General features: G+C 71.0%; 14 protein-coding genes. 5 read left to right on the plus strand and 9 right to left on the minus strand.

Translation table 11 applies throughout. The features are described from left to right. The 7 genes from ACH3VR_RS11860 to ACH3VR_RS11890 all read right to left on the minus strand — a co-directional run. A partial coding sequence (locus tag ACH3VR_RS11860) for an ABC transporter substrate-binding protein (protein ID WP_397556972.1) occupies positions 1 to 630 on the minus strand: 630 nt, incomplete at its 3' end. Between the two features lie 105 nt (positions 631 to 735). After that, positions 736 to 2070, minus strand: coding sequence for a sulfate adenylyltransferase subunit 1 (locus tag ACH3VR_RS11865; RefSeq protein ID WP_397556518.1), 1335 nt, complete (start codon positions 2068 to 2070; stop codon positions 736 to 738). Positions 2071 to 2072: 2 nt separating this feature from the next. Next, entirely contained in the window at positions 2073 to 2993 is a 921-nt protein-coding gene (gene cysD / locus ACH3VR_RS11870) for a sulfate adenylyltransferase subunit CysD (protein WP_397556519.1), read from the minus strand. Then, complete coding sequence (locus tag ACH3VR_RS11875; RefSeq protein WP_397556520.1) at positions 2990 to 3733, minus strand: phosphoadenylyl-sulfate reductase; 744 nt, start codon at positions 3731 to 3733, stop codon at positions 2990 to 2992. Before ACH3VR_RS11875 ends, cysD begins: the two co-directional genes overlap by 4 nt. A gap of 106 nt (positions 3734 to 3839) precedes the next feature. Further along, positions 3840 to 5564, minus strand: coding sequence for a nitrite/sulfite reductase (locus tag ACH3VR_RS11880; RefSeq protein WP_397556521.1), 1725 nt, complete (start codon positions 5562 to 5564; stop codon positions 3840 to 3842). A 184-nt stretch (positions 5565 to 5748) separates the two neighbouring features. Further along, entirely contained in the window at positions 5749 to 6465 is a 717-nt protein-coding gene (locus ACH3VR_RS11885; protein ID WP_397556522.1) for a sirohydrochlorin chelatase, read from the minus strand. Positions 6466 to 6590: 125 nt separating this feature from the next. Next, positions 6591 to 7508, minus strand: a complete 918-nt coding sequence (locus ACH3VR_RS11890) for a hypothetical protein (RefSeq protein WP_397556523.1) — start codon at positions 7506 to 7508, stop codon at positions 6591 to 6593. Between the two features lie 118 nt (positions 7509 to 7626). Here ACH3VR_RS11890 and ACH3VR_RS11895 point away from each other — a divergent pair, with 118 nt between their 5' ends. Continuing rightward, entirely contained in the window at positions 7627 to 8175 is a 549-nt protein-coding gene (locus ACH3VR_RS11895; RefSeq protein WP_397556524.1) for a MarR family winged helix-turn-helix transcriptional regulator, read from the plus strand. Between the two features lie 123 nt (positions 8176 to 8298). Here the strand turns inward: ACH3VR_RS11895 and ACH3VR_RS11900 are convergent, their stop codons facing one another. Then, the gene (locus tag ACH3VR_RS11900; protein WP_397556525.1) at positions 8299 to 9729 is read right to left on the minus strand and encodes an MFS transporter; all 1431 of its coding nucleotides are present in this window, start codon (positions 9727 to 9729) and stop codon (positions 8299 to 8301) included. 204 nt (positions 9730 to 9933) lie between these two features. On the opposite strand from ACH3VR_RS11900, the gene ACH3VR_RS11905 reads away from it, so the two are divergent. Next, entirely contained in the window at positions 9934 to 10788 is an 855-nt protein-coding gene (locus ACH3VR_RS11905) for a hypothetical protein (protein WP_397556526.1), read from the plus strand. A gap of 87 nt (positions 10789 to 10875) precedes the next feature. On the opposite strand, the gene ACH3VR_RS11910 is transcribed toward ACH3VR_RS11905, so the two are convergent. Further along, positions 10876 to 11688, minus strand: a complete 813-nt coding sequence (locus ACH3VR_RS11910; RefSeq protein WP_397556527.1) for an LLM class flavin-dependent oxidoreductase — start codon at positions 11686 to 11688, stop codon at positions 10876 to 10878. A gap of 103 nt (positions 11689 to 11791) precedes the next feature. Here ACH3VR_RS11910 and ACH3VR_RS11915 point away from each other — a divergent pair, with 103 nt between their 5' ends. The 3 genes from ACH3VR_RS11915 to ACH3VR_RS11925 all read left to right on the plus strand — a co-directional run bounded on the left by ACH3VR_RS11915 (position 11792) and on the right by ACH3VR_RS11925 (position 14177). Beyond that, positions 11792 to 12304, plus strand: coding sequence for a hypothetical protein (locus ACH3VR_RS11915; protein ID WP_397556528.1), 513 nt, complete (start codon positions 11792 to 11794; stop codon positions 12302 to 12304). Between the two features lie 180 nt (positions 12305 to 12484). Continuing rightward, the gene (locus ACH3VR_RS11920; RefSeq protein WP_397556973.1) at positions 12485 to 13036 is read left to right on the plus strand and encodes an MOSC domain-containing protein; all 552 of its coding nucleotides are present in this window, start codon (positions 12485 to 12487) and stop codon (positions 13034 to 13036) included. 22 nt (positions 13037 to 13058) lie between these two features. Continuing rightward, positions 13059 to 14177, plus strand: coding sequence for a class I SAM-dependent methyltransferase (locus ACH3VR_RS11925; protein WP_397556529.1), 1119 nt, complete (start codon positions 13059 to 13061; stop codon positions 14175 to 14177). Positions 14178 to 14250 lie beyond the last annotated feature (73 nt).

Raw genomic sequence — 14250 nt, forward strand, 5'->3', positions numbered from 1 at the left:
GGGCCACAGGTCGGCCTCGTCCTGCAGCACGTGCCCGCCGCCGTCGATGACCAGCCGGGACACCCACGGCTCGGGCACCCACGCGCCCTGGATGGCGCCCTGCTGGAACAGGGTCAGGGTCTGCGCGTTCTCGGTCGGGGTGACGTGCACATCCCCGCCGCCGGACGTGTCGGTGGTGTACCCCTGGTCGGACAGCCAGGTGCGCAGCGCGACGTCCTGCGTGTTGCCCAGCTGCGGCGACGCGAGCGTCGTGCCCTTCAGATCGTCCGCGCTCGTGATGTCGTCCGCGACGACCAGCGCCGCCCCGCCGGTCGCGGCACCCGCGATCACCCGCGCGGACTGGCCCGCGGACTGGATGAACGTGTTGATCGACGGGTTCGGGCCGATATAGGTCGCGTCGATCGCCCCCGCGGTGAGCGCCTCGATCGCCGCCGGGCCCGCGTTGAACACCTGCGTGGACACCTTCACATCACCGAGATCCTTCTGCAGGATCCCCTCCTGCAACCCCACCAGCGCCGGCGCATGCGTCACATTCGCGAAATACCCCAGACGCAGCTCGCTCACGGGGCCCGCGGAGGCGGCGCCCTCGGAGGCGCTGCTCGAGCCGGAGGCGCAGCCGGCCATCATCATGGCGACGAGTCCCAGGGTGGTGATGGTCGTCGCGATGCGCTTCTTCGTCACTGTTTCGCCTCCTTCTTCGGCGGGTGGATGAATAGGTGTTGCGGGGTGTGCGGCTCAGGCGCGCACGATGCCGGCGGCGAGAGTCGCGCCGTCGGACGGATGGATGACGAGGAACGATCCGCCTGAGCGGTTCGCCTCGTAGGGCTCGAGAGGCAGGTCGGCCGAGAGGCGCAGCGTCGCGTGCCCGATGTCGTTCGTCTCGAGCGCCTCGGCGGGCTCGTGGGCGAGCGAGTCGAGGTCGCGGCGAGCGTCGATCGACGACACGAGCGCCTGCACCGTCGTGGTGCCGTGCTTGACGAGCACGCGCGTGCCGGCGCGGAGCGCCCGGGCGTCGAGCTGGAACAGCTCGGCGTCGATCTCGCGCCGTGCGGCGGGGAGGGTTCCGGATGCCGCGATCACGGCGCCGCGCGCGGCGTCGACGTCGGCGGCGAGCTGAAGCGCGACCGACTGCGGCGCGTGCGCCTCCCCGACCTCGGCGCCGGCGACCTCGATGCCCGTCACCGTCGTCTGGATGCCGCTCGGGAACACCGTCACGGCATCCCCGAGGCGGATCTCCCCGGAGGAGATGCGCCCGGCGAATGCGCGGTAGTCGCGGTAGCGCTCGGCGAGCTCGGGGTCGGCCGCGAGCTCGGGCGAGAGGCCGCCCTGCGGGCGCAGGACGAGCTGCACGGGGAGGCGGAACGGCTCGAGCTCGGTCTCGAGCTCGTCGGCGGCGGGAAGCGACTCGAGCAGCTCGAGGAGTGCGGGGCCGTCGTACCAGGGCGTGCGCGCGGAGTGCTCCACGATGTTGTCGCCCTCGAGGGCCGACACGGGGATGACGTGCACGCCGTCGATGCCGAGCTCTGCGGTGACGGCGCGCACCTCGTCGGCGACGGGCGTGAACGCGGCCTCGGAGAAGTCGAGCAGGTCGATCTTGTTGACCGCGACGATGACGTGCGGCACACGCAGGAGCGCGACGACGGCGAGGTGGCGCCGGGTCTGCTCGAGGACGCCCTTGCGGCCGTCGATCAGCACGACGACGGCATCGGCCGTGGTCGCACCCGTGACCATGTTGCGGGTGTACTGCACGTGGCCGGGGCAGTCGGCGAGTATGAAGCTGCGCGCGCCTGTCGAGAAGTAGCGGTAGGCGACGTCGATCGTGATGCCCTGCTCGCGCTCGGCGCGCAGGCCGTCTGTCAGCAGGGCGAAGTCGAACTCGCCGTGCGCGAAGCCTCGCTCGGCCGACGTGCGCGCGACCTGCTCGAGCTGGTCGGCGAGGATCGCCTTCGAGTCGTGCAGCAATCGGCCGACGAGCGTCGACTTGCCGTCGTCGACGGAGCCGGCCGTCGCGAAGCGGAACAGCGTGCCGGCTTCGAGAACCGTCGCCGGTGCGTTGGTGATCGTCGTCATTTCTAGAAGTACCCGTCCTTCTTGCGGTCTTCCATGGCGGCTTCGCTGAGCCGGTCGTCGGCGCGGGTCGCACCGCGCTCGGTGACGGTCGTGCGCGCGACCTCCGAGACGATGGCGGCCACGTCGAAGGCATCCGACTCGACCGCTCCCGTGCAGCTCATGTCGCCGACCGTGCGGTAGCGGACGGTGCGCAGCTCGGTCTGCTCGTCGGAGCGGGCCGGCGAGAACTCGCCGACGGCGCGCCACATGCCGTCGCGGGCGAAGACCTCGCGCTCGTGCGCGAAGTAGAGCGGCGGAAGCGCGATGTTCTCGCGCTCGATGTAGCGCCAGATGTCCAGCTCGGTCCAGTTCGAGATCGGGAAGGCGCGCACGTGCTGGCCCGGCGTGTGGCGGCCGTTGTACAGGCTCCACAGCTCGGGCCGCTGGTTGCGCGGGTCCCACTGGCCGAACTCGTCGCGCAGCGAGATGATGCGCTCCTTCGCCCGCGCCTTGTCCTCGTCGCGGCGCGCGCCGCCGAAGACGGCGTCGTGCTTGCCCGCGGCGATGGCGTCGAGCAGGGGCAGCGTCTGCAGCGGGTTGCGCGTGCCGTCGGCGCGCTCCTGCAGGCGGCCGTCGTCGATGTAGTCCTGCACGCGTGCGACCTCGAGCTTGATGCCGAGGCGCTCGACGGTCTCGTCGCGGAAGGCGATGACCTCGGGGAAGTTGTGGCCCGTGTCGACGTGCAGCACGGGGAAGGGCACCTTGCCGGGCCAGAACGCCTTCGTGGCGAGGTGGAGCACGACGACGGAGTCCTTGCCGCCCGAGAAGAGCAGCACGGGTCGCTCGAACTCCGCGACGACCTCGCGGATGATGTGGATCGCCTCCGCCTCGAGCAGGTCGAGCGTGTGGAGGCGCGGCGGCGCGGCCGTGTCGGAATTCGTCATTCGTGGAGCCCGCATTCCGTCTTGGAGAGCCCGGCCCAGCGGCCCGAGCGGGGGTCTTCGCCCGGCGCGACGGGCTTGGTGCACGGCTCGCAGCCGATCGAGGGATAGCCGAACCCGACGAGCAGGTTCACCGGCGCCTTGTGTGCGGCGGCGTACGAGAGCACGTCGTCGAAGCTCCACGCGGCGACCGGGTTGACCTTGACGAGCCCGTTGCGCTCGTCCCACGTCACGAGGGGCGTGTTCGTGCGCGTCGGCGCCTCGTCGCGGCGGACGCCCGTGAACCACACTTCGTAGCCGCCGAGGGCGTCCTGGAGGGGCGCCACCTTGCGGCGCGCGCAGCACAGGCCCGGGTCGCGCTCGAAGAGCTTGGCGCCGAACTCGGCGTCCTGCTCGGCCACGGTCTGCTCGGGCGTGATGTCGACGATCCGCACGTCGAGAGCCCGCTGCACCTCGTCGCGCGTCGCGTACGTCTCGGCGAAGTGGTAGCCCGTGTCGAGGAAGAGCACGTCGACGCCGGGCAGCTGCTCCGCGACGAGGTGGGGGAGGGCGGCGTCGGCCATCGAGCACGCGACTGCCGCGGCATCCACTCCGAAGTTCCGCGCGACCCAGGCGACGACCTCCGAGGCTGATGCCTCGTGGTCCGTCAGGCTGCCGAGCTCTTCGTTGCCGCGCTCGGCGAGAGCCTCGAGCTCTTCGCGGGTGCGCTTGACCGCGACGCGCGGTGCGAGGGAAACGCTCATGCGCGCCTCCCCGATCGCTGAGACTTCATCTGAATGCCGAGAGCGCGGGCGTCACCCGCGCGCTCGGCAGTCCAGTGGAGGCTCACGGTCTTAGGGTGCAAGCGGGTCACTGCAGGGCCTCCTCATCGGCGCGGTGCGCCCATTCGGCGAAGGTCTCCTCCGCCTCGCGGTCGGCGAGGAATCGGGTCACGACGCGCTCGACGTAGTCGGCGATGCCGTCGGCGGCGACCTTGAGGCCGCGGACGGTGCGGCCGAGGCCGGCCTCCTCGCGGTCCCGCGACGCGAGCCCGCCGCCGAGGTGCACCTGGTAGCCGGGAACCTGCTCGCCGTCGATCGTGACGAGCTGGCCCTTGAGGCCGATGTCGGCGGTCTGGATGCGCGCGCACGAGTTGGGGCATCCGTTGACGTGCAGGGCGATCGGATGCGGCAGCTCGAACTGCTCGAGGCGCTTCTCGAGGTCGAGCACGGCCGCCGTCGCGTAGGCCTTCGTCTCGACGATCGCGAGCTTGCAGAACTCGATGCCCGTGCACGCGATCGTGCCGCGGCGGATGAGGCTCGGGCGTGCCTGCAGGCCGAGCTCGTCGAGGCCCGCGACGAGCGACTCGACGCGGTCCTCGGGGATGTCGAGCACGACGATCTTCTGATGCGGGGTCGTGCGCAGGCGCGTCGAGCCGTGCGCCTCGATGAGGTCGGCGAGCTTCGCGAGGTTCGGGCCCGAGACACGGCCGACGATGGGCGTCGCGCCGATGTAGAAGCGGCCGTCCTTCTGCCGGTGCACGCCGACGTGGTCGCCGGCGGTCTTGGGCTTGGGGGCGGCGGGGCCGTCGGGCAGTGCGTAGCCGAGGTACTCGTCCTGCAGCACCTGGCGGAACTTCTCGGGGCCCCATTCGGCCATGAGGAACTTCAGTCGCGCCTTGTTGCGCAGGCGACGGTAGCCGTAGTCGCGGAAGATCTGGGTGACGCCGTGCCAGGCATCCGCCACCCGCTCGGGCGAGACGAAGACGCCCAGGCGCTCCGCGAGGGCGGGAGTCGTCGAGAGGCCGCCGGCGACCCAGAGGTCGTAGCCCACGCCCAGCTCGGGGTGCTCGACGGCGACGAATGCGACGTCATTGATCTCATGCACGACGTCCTGGCTCGGGTGGCCCGTGATGGCCGACTTGAACTTGCGGGGGAGGTTCGCGAGCGAGTCGTCGCCGATGAACCGCGAGGTGATCTCGTCGATCTGCGGCGTCGGGTCGATGAGCTCGTCGGCTGCGATGCCCGCGACGGGCGAGCCGAGGATGACGCGCGGCACGTCGCCGCACGCTTCGGTGGTCGAAAGGCCGACCGCCTCGAGGCGGCGCCAGATCTCGGGGATGTCCTCGACGCGGATCCAGTGCAGCTGGATGTTCTGGCGATCGGTCAGGTCGGCGGTGTCGCGGCCGAACTCGGTGGAGATGCCCGCGATGACGCGCAGCTGCTCCGTCGTGAGCTGGCCGCCGTCGATGCGGACGCGCAGCATGAAGTACTCGTCTTCGAGCTCTTCCGGCGTGAGGGTCGCGGTGCGGCCGCCGTCGATGCCGGGCTTGCGCTGCGTGTAGAGGCCCCAGACGCGGAAGCGGCCGTGCAGGTCGGTCGGATCGATCGACGCGAAGCCGCCCGTGGCGTAGGTGTTCTCGATGCGCTCGCGCACGCTCAGGCCGTTGTCGACCTGCTTCCACTCCTCGTTGCCGTTGAGGGGTGTCGTGCCGTCGATCTTCCACTGCCCGTTGGGCTTGGACGACGGACGCGGCGGGCGTGCCCGTGCCCCTTCAGGGCGCGGCGCGCGCGTTTCGGTTTCGCTGATGCTCACGGTGGCCTCCGACTGACCCCGGCGTCCCGGGGGCGGACTCTATCGAGTCCACTCCGGCGACGTTACGAGTGGCGACCCCGATGACCTATCTCAGCGTCAACCGACGTTAAGTTGCGTAACGGGGCGTCACACAGGTTGCGCAGGGGTGGTTTCCGGCTCCGGTGCAACAACTCGGGACGCAGTCTCACGCCCTCCGGAGCGGGGTCTCAGCGATCGCGTCACGGTAGCGATCGATGACCAGATCGACGAGGGATGCCGCGGGCGCATCGTCGTCGAGCAGGGGGCGTGCGACGGGCGCGCCGGCCGCGAGCCGCACGGCGAGGTCGTGGAAATAGCCGGGGGCGAGGAGGTAGTTCGCGACCACGACGCGGCGGGATGCTTCGTCCTGCGCCGCCGCGACGGCTGCGCCGAGTCGCGGATCGGCCGCCGCGAGGAAGCCGACGTCGACGCGTCGCTCGAGCTTGTCGGCGAGCATCGCGGCGATCGTGCGGCAGTCGTCGTTCGCCCGATCGTCGCTGGACCCCGCGACGGCGAGAACGAGGGCGTCCTCGGGCTGGAGGCCGAGGGGTTCAAGCCGTGCGGAAAGCGCGTCGACGAGTCGGGGGTCGGGGCCCAGGGCCGCGGCGATCGTGACCCCCTCGTGGTCTGCGCTCTGCTGCTTGAGGTCGACGCGCACGTGATAGCCCGCCGACAGCAGGAGCGGCACGATCACGACGGGCTGATCGGCTGGAAGGGCGTCGAGGGATGCCGCGACATCCGGCTGCTGCACGTCGACGTGTCCGAGGCGCACGGTCACATCGGGCAGGCGCTCCGCGACGGCGTCGACGAGCGCCTTGACGGCGGCCTGGCCTGCCGCCGAGGCGGTTCCGTGCGAGATCGCGAGGAGTGCGGGCTGCGGCATCCCCTCATTCTGCCCGGACTGCTTTGTCGAGATGCGCGAAACCACCCTCCCGTGCGCGGGACCACCTGCTCGTGCAGGTGGTCCCGGGCAGAGGAGGGTGGTTCGCGGACTCGGGCGAGGACGGGTCAGGCGCGCTCGGCCGCGCCGCGCGAGTAGCCGGCGTCGAAGCCGCGCTCGTAGGCGTCCTCGGCGTGGCGGCGCGGGTCGTGGCCGTGGCGCTCGGCATCGCCGTGGCGGCGGTGCGCACCGCGGTCGTGGTGGTGACCGAGGTGCCCGTGCTCGTAGCTGTGGCGGCCGTGGCCGTGGCATCCGTCATCCCAGCCCTCAGCCCAAGCGCGGCGCGGGTCGTGGCCGTAGCCGGGGGCGTGGCCGTGTTCGTGCTCGTCGGCGAAGTCCGGCCGAGGGCCGAAGCCCGGGCGGAAGCCGGGGCCGCCGAAGCCGGGCCGGAAGCCCGGGCCGAAGGGGCCGCCGAAGCCGGGCCGGAAGCCGGGACCGAAGCCCGGGCGGAAGCCGGGGCCGAAGGGGCCGCCGAAGTCGGGGCCGAAGCCCTCGCCGCGGAAGCCGAAGCGGCGGCCCAAGCCGAAGCCGCGCAGCGGAGCCGATTCGTCCCAGCCGAGCTCGCGCGCGATCGACTCGAGCGAGCCGAGCGTCGTGGCGAAGTCCTCGGGCGAGACGGCGCCGGCAACGCGCGCACGGATGCCGTCGACGACGGTGCCGAGCCGCTCCTTGGCGGCGCGTCCCTCGTCGGTCAGCACCCAGGTGCCGTCGCCCTGCTCGAGGGCCCAGCCACGCCTCTCGAGGCCGCGCAGCCGCTTGCCCTTGCGGGCCAGGCGCTGGGCGAGGCCTTCGTCGATGTCTCCGGCGAGGGCGCTGAGCAGCATCCACTCGCCTCGCGAGACGCCCTCCTCCGCGAACGCGGCGGCGAACTCGCGCGAGATGAGCCCGTCGACCGTGCGGAGCCAGTAGCCCAGCGGTCGGCGGTCGGTCGGGGTGTCGGATGTCGTGTCGGGGGTCTCGTCCCCCGGGTTCTGGATGTCGTCCATGAGAAGTCCTTTCGGTCGCGGCGAGGTGAGCCGCGAGATTCGATGCATGTCATCTGGCATGCACATGTAGTGTGACATGGATCTGTGAAGCATGTCAAGGTGCATGTAAATTCGAGGCATGACTTCGTCGAACGGCGCCACCGACCCGGCCGATGCGATCGCCGCCGCGCTTGCCCGACTGCGCGGACGACGGGGCCCACGCCCGCCGTGGGACGCTCCTGCGCACCACCACGGCCCCGACGCGCCGTGGGGTCACGGTCCGATGCACGGCGGGCCCTATTTCGGACCGGGCGGTCGCGGAGGTCCGCCGTGGGCGGGTGCCGGGCGCTTCGGCGGGCCGGCGCGGATGCGCCTGCTCGAGGCGCTGGCCGCGGCATCCACTCCTCTCTCCGTGAGCGAAGTGGGTGACGCCATCGGCGTCGATCAGCCCCGCGCGTCCCGGCTCGTGCAGCAGGCCGTCGAGCTCGGGCTCGTGCGTCGCGAGGCCGACCCCGACGACGCGCGGCGCACCCGCATCGCGCTCACCGACGAGGGCCGCGGGCTCGTGCGGGGCTTCCGCGGCGAGCGGCGCGACGCCATCGACTCGGCGCTCGCTGCGTTCACGGATGCCGAGCGCGCCGAGCTCGCGCGGCTGTTGACGAAGCTCGCCGACGCCTGGCCGCGCTGACCGTCACCCGCTCAGGACGATTGCACCGGATTCGGATGCTTCGGCCCAGCTGATCCGAAGTCGACGCAATCGCCCGACTTGAGTGGGCTGCAATCGCCCGACATCGGCGGCGGGGACGCGCCGTCAGCGGGTGACCGGCGTGCGCGGTGGGAACCTCACGAGCAGCAGCAGTCCCAGCCCAGCGGCGAGCACGATCGCGATGCCGAGGATGCCCCAGTACGTGGCGCCGAAGACCGCGATGAAGAGGGTCCAGAGTGCGGGCGACATGAAGCTCGCCACGCGCCCCGTCGTCGCGTAGAGGCCGAAGATCTCGCCCTGCATGCCCTCCGGCGTCACGCGGGCCAGCAGTGATCGGCTCGCCGCCTGTGCCGGACCGACGAAGGCCGACAGGATGAGGCCGCACACCCAGAAGATGCTCTTGCCGGCCGCATGCCCGAAGAACACGACGAGCGCGACGACGACGAGGCCGGTGAGCGCCGTGATGATGACGGCGCGGGCGCCGAAGCGGTCGTCGAACCTGCCGGCGATGATCGTCGACGCTCCCGCGACGACGTTGGCCGCGATCGCGAAGATGAGCACCTCGTTCTGGCTGAAGTGGAACGCGACGGCGGCCAGGATCCCGCCGAAGGCGAAGACGCCGGCGAGACCGTCGCGGTAGACGGCGCTGGCGAGGAGGAACCAGAACGTCGAACGGTGCGTGCGGTAGAGGGCGACGATGTCCTTCACGAGCACGCCGTACGCGGCGAAGAATCCGACCCGATGCACGCCGGCCGGCGCGGGAGCCTCGGGCACGTTGAGGAAGAGCGGCAGCGCGAACAGGATCGTCCACACTCCGCACCCGACGGCGATGAGCCGATAGGCGAGGCCGTTCGAGGTGTCCATCCCGAACCAGTCGGCGAAGGTCAGGGCGATCACGATCGTGAGCGCGACGATGCCGCCGATGTAGCCGAGGCCCCAGCCCAGGCCGCTCACCTTCCCGATCGTCTTCGGGGTCGAGACCTGCACGAGCATCGCGTTGTAGTTGACGCCCGCGATCTCCGACACGACGGCGCCGATCGACAGCACGAGCGCGCCGTACCAGAAGTAGGCCGGGTCAGCCTGTGCGAAGAAGAGGGCGAACTGCAGCAGTGCGAGGAGCGCCGTGAAGACGAGCAGCCAGCGCTTGCGGCTGCCCGAGCGGTCGGCCGTCTGGCCCAGCACGGGCGCGAGCAGCAGGATCAGGATGCCGGCGATCGTCGTCGCGAGGCCATAGCCGCTCGACAGCCCGGCGAGAGCCTGCTCCTTCGCGGGGTCGTCGTCCGCGAGCTTCGCGACGTCGTCCGGCAGGAAGTTCGCCGAAACGAGGTAGAGCGAGGCGAAGACGAAGGTGAGCAGCACCGAGTTGAAAGGCTGTGTCGCCCAGTCCCACATCGCCCACGAGGCCACCTGCCTGCGGGGGATCGGCGTCTCGTCGGTCGTGTCCTGGAACATCACGCCGACCGCCGCGATGGCGCCGCTGTTCGCGGCGGCGGGCGGGGTCGTCGGGGGCTGTCCGTCGGGTGCGGAGGAGCTCATGTCGGTCACGTTATGGCCCTTCGATGAACGGCGTGTGCCGCCGCGCGCGGCGCCGCCTCATCGCGGCGCGAGGCAAGGCTACTCGGCGTGCGCAGGCGCCGCGGCCACTGCTGGTCGGCACGCGCCGGCGCCGCGGTCAGAGGCCCCTGCCGCACGGCCCTGTGCGGTCGTATGCTGACCTGCGAATCGAGAGGGGGCGCCGCGATGGAGGTCGGAATCGTCGAGGAGCGCATCGTCCTGCTCGCCGATCGCTTCAGCCTCGACCACGCCGAGGGGCGCGCGTGGTCGCACCGCGCCGACGCCTTCGGCGCGGGGGCGAAGCTCGGCGGGCTGCTCAATCGCGCGACCTCCGAGGACTACGAGTGCGTCTACCGCGAACGGCGACTGCAGCCGTTCTGGCGGCTGCACGTGTCGAGCGTCGCGGCGTACGAGCGCACGCGCACCTACTCGGTCCCGGTGGAGCCCAGCGTCACGAGCGTCGTCATCGGGGACCAGACCCTGCTGGCCGGCCAAGGGCGCATCGTGCTGTCGGGCGTCGAGTCGTGCCGCGAGGAGCACGAGCGCGGCTACGTCTTCGACGGACTCACGCGCGCCGAGAATCCGGCGCTCAGTGTGTACGACCAGTTCACGAGCGCTGTGGTGGATGCCGAGACCCTCGCTGCCGAGACTGCTTCGGGCACGGTCGTGGTGCCGCCCGAGGCGAAGGCGTCGATGCTCGTGCGCGAGGTGATGGCCGGAGCCATCGGCAAGATCGACGCCGACCGCGTGCTCGAGGAGCGCGTGACCGTCGACCTCGTCGACCTCGTCTATCGGCCGGTCTACGCGTTCCGCTACCGGCACGGCGGCAAGGAGGCCGTGATCGAGTTCGACGGCCTCACGGGCAGCACGAAGCCCGACGGCGCGACCTTCGAGCAGTACCTCGGCAAGGTGCTCGAACCGAAGTTCCTGCTCGACGTGGGCGTCGAGACCGTCAACATCTTCGTCCCCGGCACTCAGCTCGTGCGGATCGTCGTGGAGCAGGGCGTCAAGCAGTTCTCGCCTCCGAAGAACACTTCCTGAGCGCCGTCGGCTCGTCGGCATCCCTCAGTGGCCGCGGATTGTCGCTCGACCGTGACGAAGCGACGCAACGCGCCCAGCGACACGAGCTCAGGTCCCGGAGAGGCGCCCGACGAGCGGTCCGAGGCGGGTGGCGAACTGGCCCGGAACCGTGAAGTACGAGACACCCGTCTGCGTGCGCAGTCGCTCGAGCGCGGATGCGTCACGCTCGACGTCGCCGGTCAGCATCAGCACGGCACCGGCATCGCGAAGGCCCTCCGGAGTCAAGCCGAGCTGGTGACGAAGCCAATCCGGAAGCTCTTCGCCGACGCCCGTGATCTGCAGGGCGAGTTCGAGATCGGCGCCCGCGACGTCATGGACGCGATCCACGAGCGCGGTGAGCTGTTCCGAGTCGACGTCGGGTGAGGTCGGGAGGGCGAGCGTCGACGCGGCGCGTCCGGCGAGGCGAAGCATCCGATCGCCATGACCGGCGATCACGATCGGCGGAGACTGCTCGCTGCGCACCGCCTCCACCGTCGCCTCGACGCGGTCGACCCGCTCCTTGGGTGAGCCCCATTCCAGTCCGAGCGCTGCGGCATCCCTCTCTCCACCCGGACGGCCCGCTCCGATCCCGAGCTCGAAGCGACCCTCCGAGAGGGATTGCAGCGTCTTCGTCTCGCGCACGACCTCGGCGGGGCGCCGCAGCGGTGCCGAGAGCACCCACGTGCCGAGTCGGAGCGTCGTCGTCGCCGATGCCGCGGCCGCGAGCACGAGGAAAGGGGAGGGGGTCCAGAGGGTGTCGGGCACGAGAAGGGTGGAGTAGCCGAGAGCTTCGAGCTCACGTGCCGATTCGCCCCACTCCCGCGCACTCCCGCGCACGGACATGACGGCGCCGAAGCGGAAGGGGCGTCCGGGATCACTCATGACGCCATCCTCACGACAAGCGACCCTTTCCGCATCGGCCGCCGGGAGGCATCCGGCATACTCCTCGCGCAGTAGCGGGATGTCGGCCGCTAGCGTGTCGAACATGCGCTCCTCGTCGGAAGTGCGGCGGACGAAGAGGCCGACCGCCGCTGTCGTGATGGGGCTCACGATCGTGACGCTCGTCGGGTGCTCGCAGTCCGTATCGGGCAGCCGCCACACCCTCTACGACAGCATCGACGCGCTCGCCGCCGACAGCTCTGCCATCGTGGTGGGGACGGTCACTTCGCACCACGTCGAGGGCGAGGGCACCGTCTCGAGCGTGCAGGTGAGCAACGCGCCGACCAATCCTCAGCTCGGCGCGAACGTCGAAGGCGGAGCCTGCGACATCGCTGTCGGTGATGTCGTCGACGTCCGCGAGATCGGGGAGCCGCACCTCGACGCCGGGGGCGACTATCTGCTCTTCCTCACCCCGACGATGCTGACGGCCGACGCCGCGGCCGACTACTACGTGACGGGCGCGGACGCCGGCATCTACGTGCGCGACGGCGACGTGATGCGGCGACTCGTCACCGACAGCGGCGACGCGCTCCCCGAGACGATCTCGATCGCCGATTAGCCGTCACTCCCGGCGAGACGGGCGGCCGCCGCATCCCGATCGGGCGCCTTGTGCACCTCCGCGGAGCGGGGATGATCCGGCTGAACTCGAGGTCGAGATCGGGGTCCATGAGTGCAAACCTAGGCTCCGCGTACGGTGGAGACCATGGAGTTCGACTTCGGCGTGCTGTCGCGGCAGCGAATGCCTCGCCTGATCGCCGCCTGTGTCGTCCGGCAGTTGCGTCCTGACGCAGGGTCGGTCGGCGTGACGGCCATCGACAAGGGGCCCGTGGAGGGTCCGGTGCGAATCGGACCCTACGGCGTGCACGCCGACGTGCAGGCCGACCGCAAGCACCACGGTGGACTCGACAAAGCCCTGTACGCCTATGCCCAGGAGGACGCCGCCTTCTGGGAGTCCGAGCTCGGTCGTGACCTGCCGCCCGGGTGGTTCGGCGAGAACCTCCGTGTCGAGGGCCTGGACGTCAACGCGGCGCTCATCGGCGAGCGCTGGCGTATCGGCGCGCGCGTGGAGGTGGAGGTGACCATGCCGCGCACGCCCTGCCAGACATTCGCTCGGTGGGTCGGCGGCGAGGAGGCCCGCGGCTGGGTGAAGCGGTTCTCGAACGAGCGCCGGCTCGGGCCGTACCTGCGCGTCGTGCAGGGCGGTCGCGTGCAGGCGGGCGACGAGATCGTCGTCGTGCACCGGCCGGAAGGCGCACCGGGGCTGCTCGACCGATATCGGGATCCCGCGTAGCGTCGGTCGTACCGTGGAGGCCATGGACTTCGACTTCGGCGCGCTGTCGCGGCATCCCGATGTGGAGGCTCCCGAGCTCCAGGCAGCTGATGCTGCCGACCGCCTCCTGCTCGATGAGGCCGCCGACGCGCTCGCGGGCGCGGCATCCGGAACCGTCGTCGTCATCGGCGACGCGTACGGCGCGCTCACGCTCGGGGCCGCGGCCGGCCACGGCGTGGGCGCCATCCGCGTGCATCAGGACGCGCTCTCGGGCGAGCGTGCTCTCGCCGCCAACGCCGAGCGCCTCAGCATCACGCCGACCTGGCAGTGGCACGACCTCGACGCCGACCTGAGGACGGGCGCCGAAGTCGTGCTGCTCCGCCTTCCCCGCTCCCTCGACGCTCTCGCTGAGATCGCCGAGACGATCGCGCGCAACGCGGCGCCGAGCGTGCGCGTGTTCGCGGCGGGCATGGTCAAGCACATGGCGCTCTCGATGAACGACGTGCTGCGGGCGAGCTTCGGCCGGCTCGACGTGACGCACGCGCGGCAGAAGGCGCGTGCGCTCGTCGCCGCCGAGCCGCGGCCCGACGTGTCGCCGACCTGGCCGCGACGACAGACCGACTCCGCGACCGGTCTCGTCGTCGTCTCGCACGGCGCGGCCTTCGCGGGGGCGGCTGTCGACATCGGCACGCGGTTCCTGCTGGAACACCTGGATGCCGCGCCCGCCGCAGCCGAGGCCATCGACCTCGGCTGCGGCACGGGCGTCATCGCGACATGGCTCGCCCGCACGCGCCCCGGGCTGCACGTCGTCGCGACCGACCAGTCGGCGGCCGCCGTGGCGTCCGCTCGCGAGACGGCCGCCGCGAACGGCGTGGCCGACCGCGTCGAGGTCGTCCGCGACGACGCGCTGTCGGCCCGTGCGGACCGCAGCGCCGAACTGATCGTGCTCAATCCGCCCTTCCACATCGGACACGTCGTGCACCGGGGCATCGCGCTCAAGCTCTTCGCCGACGCGGGGCGCGTGCTCGCTCCGGGCGGCGAGTTGTGGGCCGTGTGGAACTCGCACCTGAAGTACCGGCCCGACCTCGAGCGCCTCGTCGGCCCGACGCGCCAGATCGCGCGGAACCCGACCTTCACCGTCACGGCATCCCGAGCCCGCTGACCCGCTACGACGCTCATCGCTGAAAAGTTGATATGAGTCGGCTCAACTTCATTTGACGACGTGCGCGTGCCCC

This window comes from Microbacterium alkaliflavum (assembly GCF_044325405.1).
GTDB lineage: Bacteria > Actinomycetota > Actinomycetes > Actinomycetales > Microbacteriaceae > Microbacterium > Microbacterium alkaliflavum.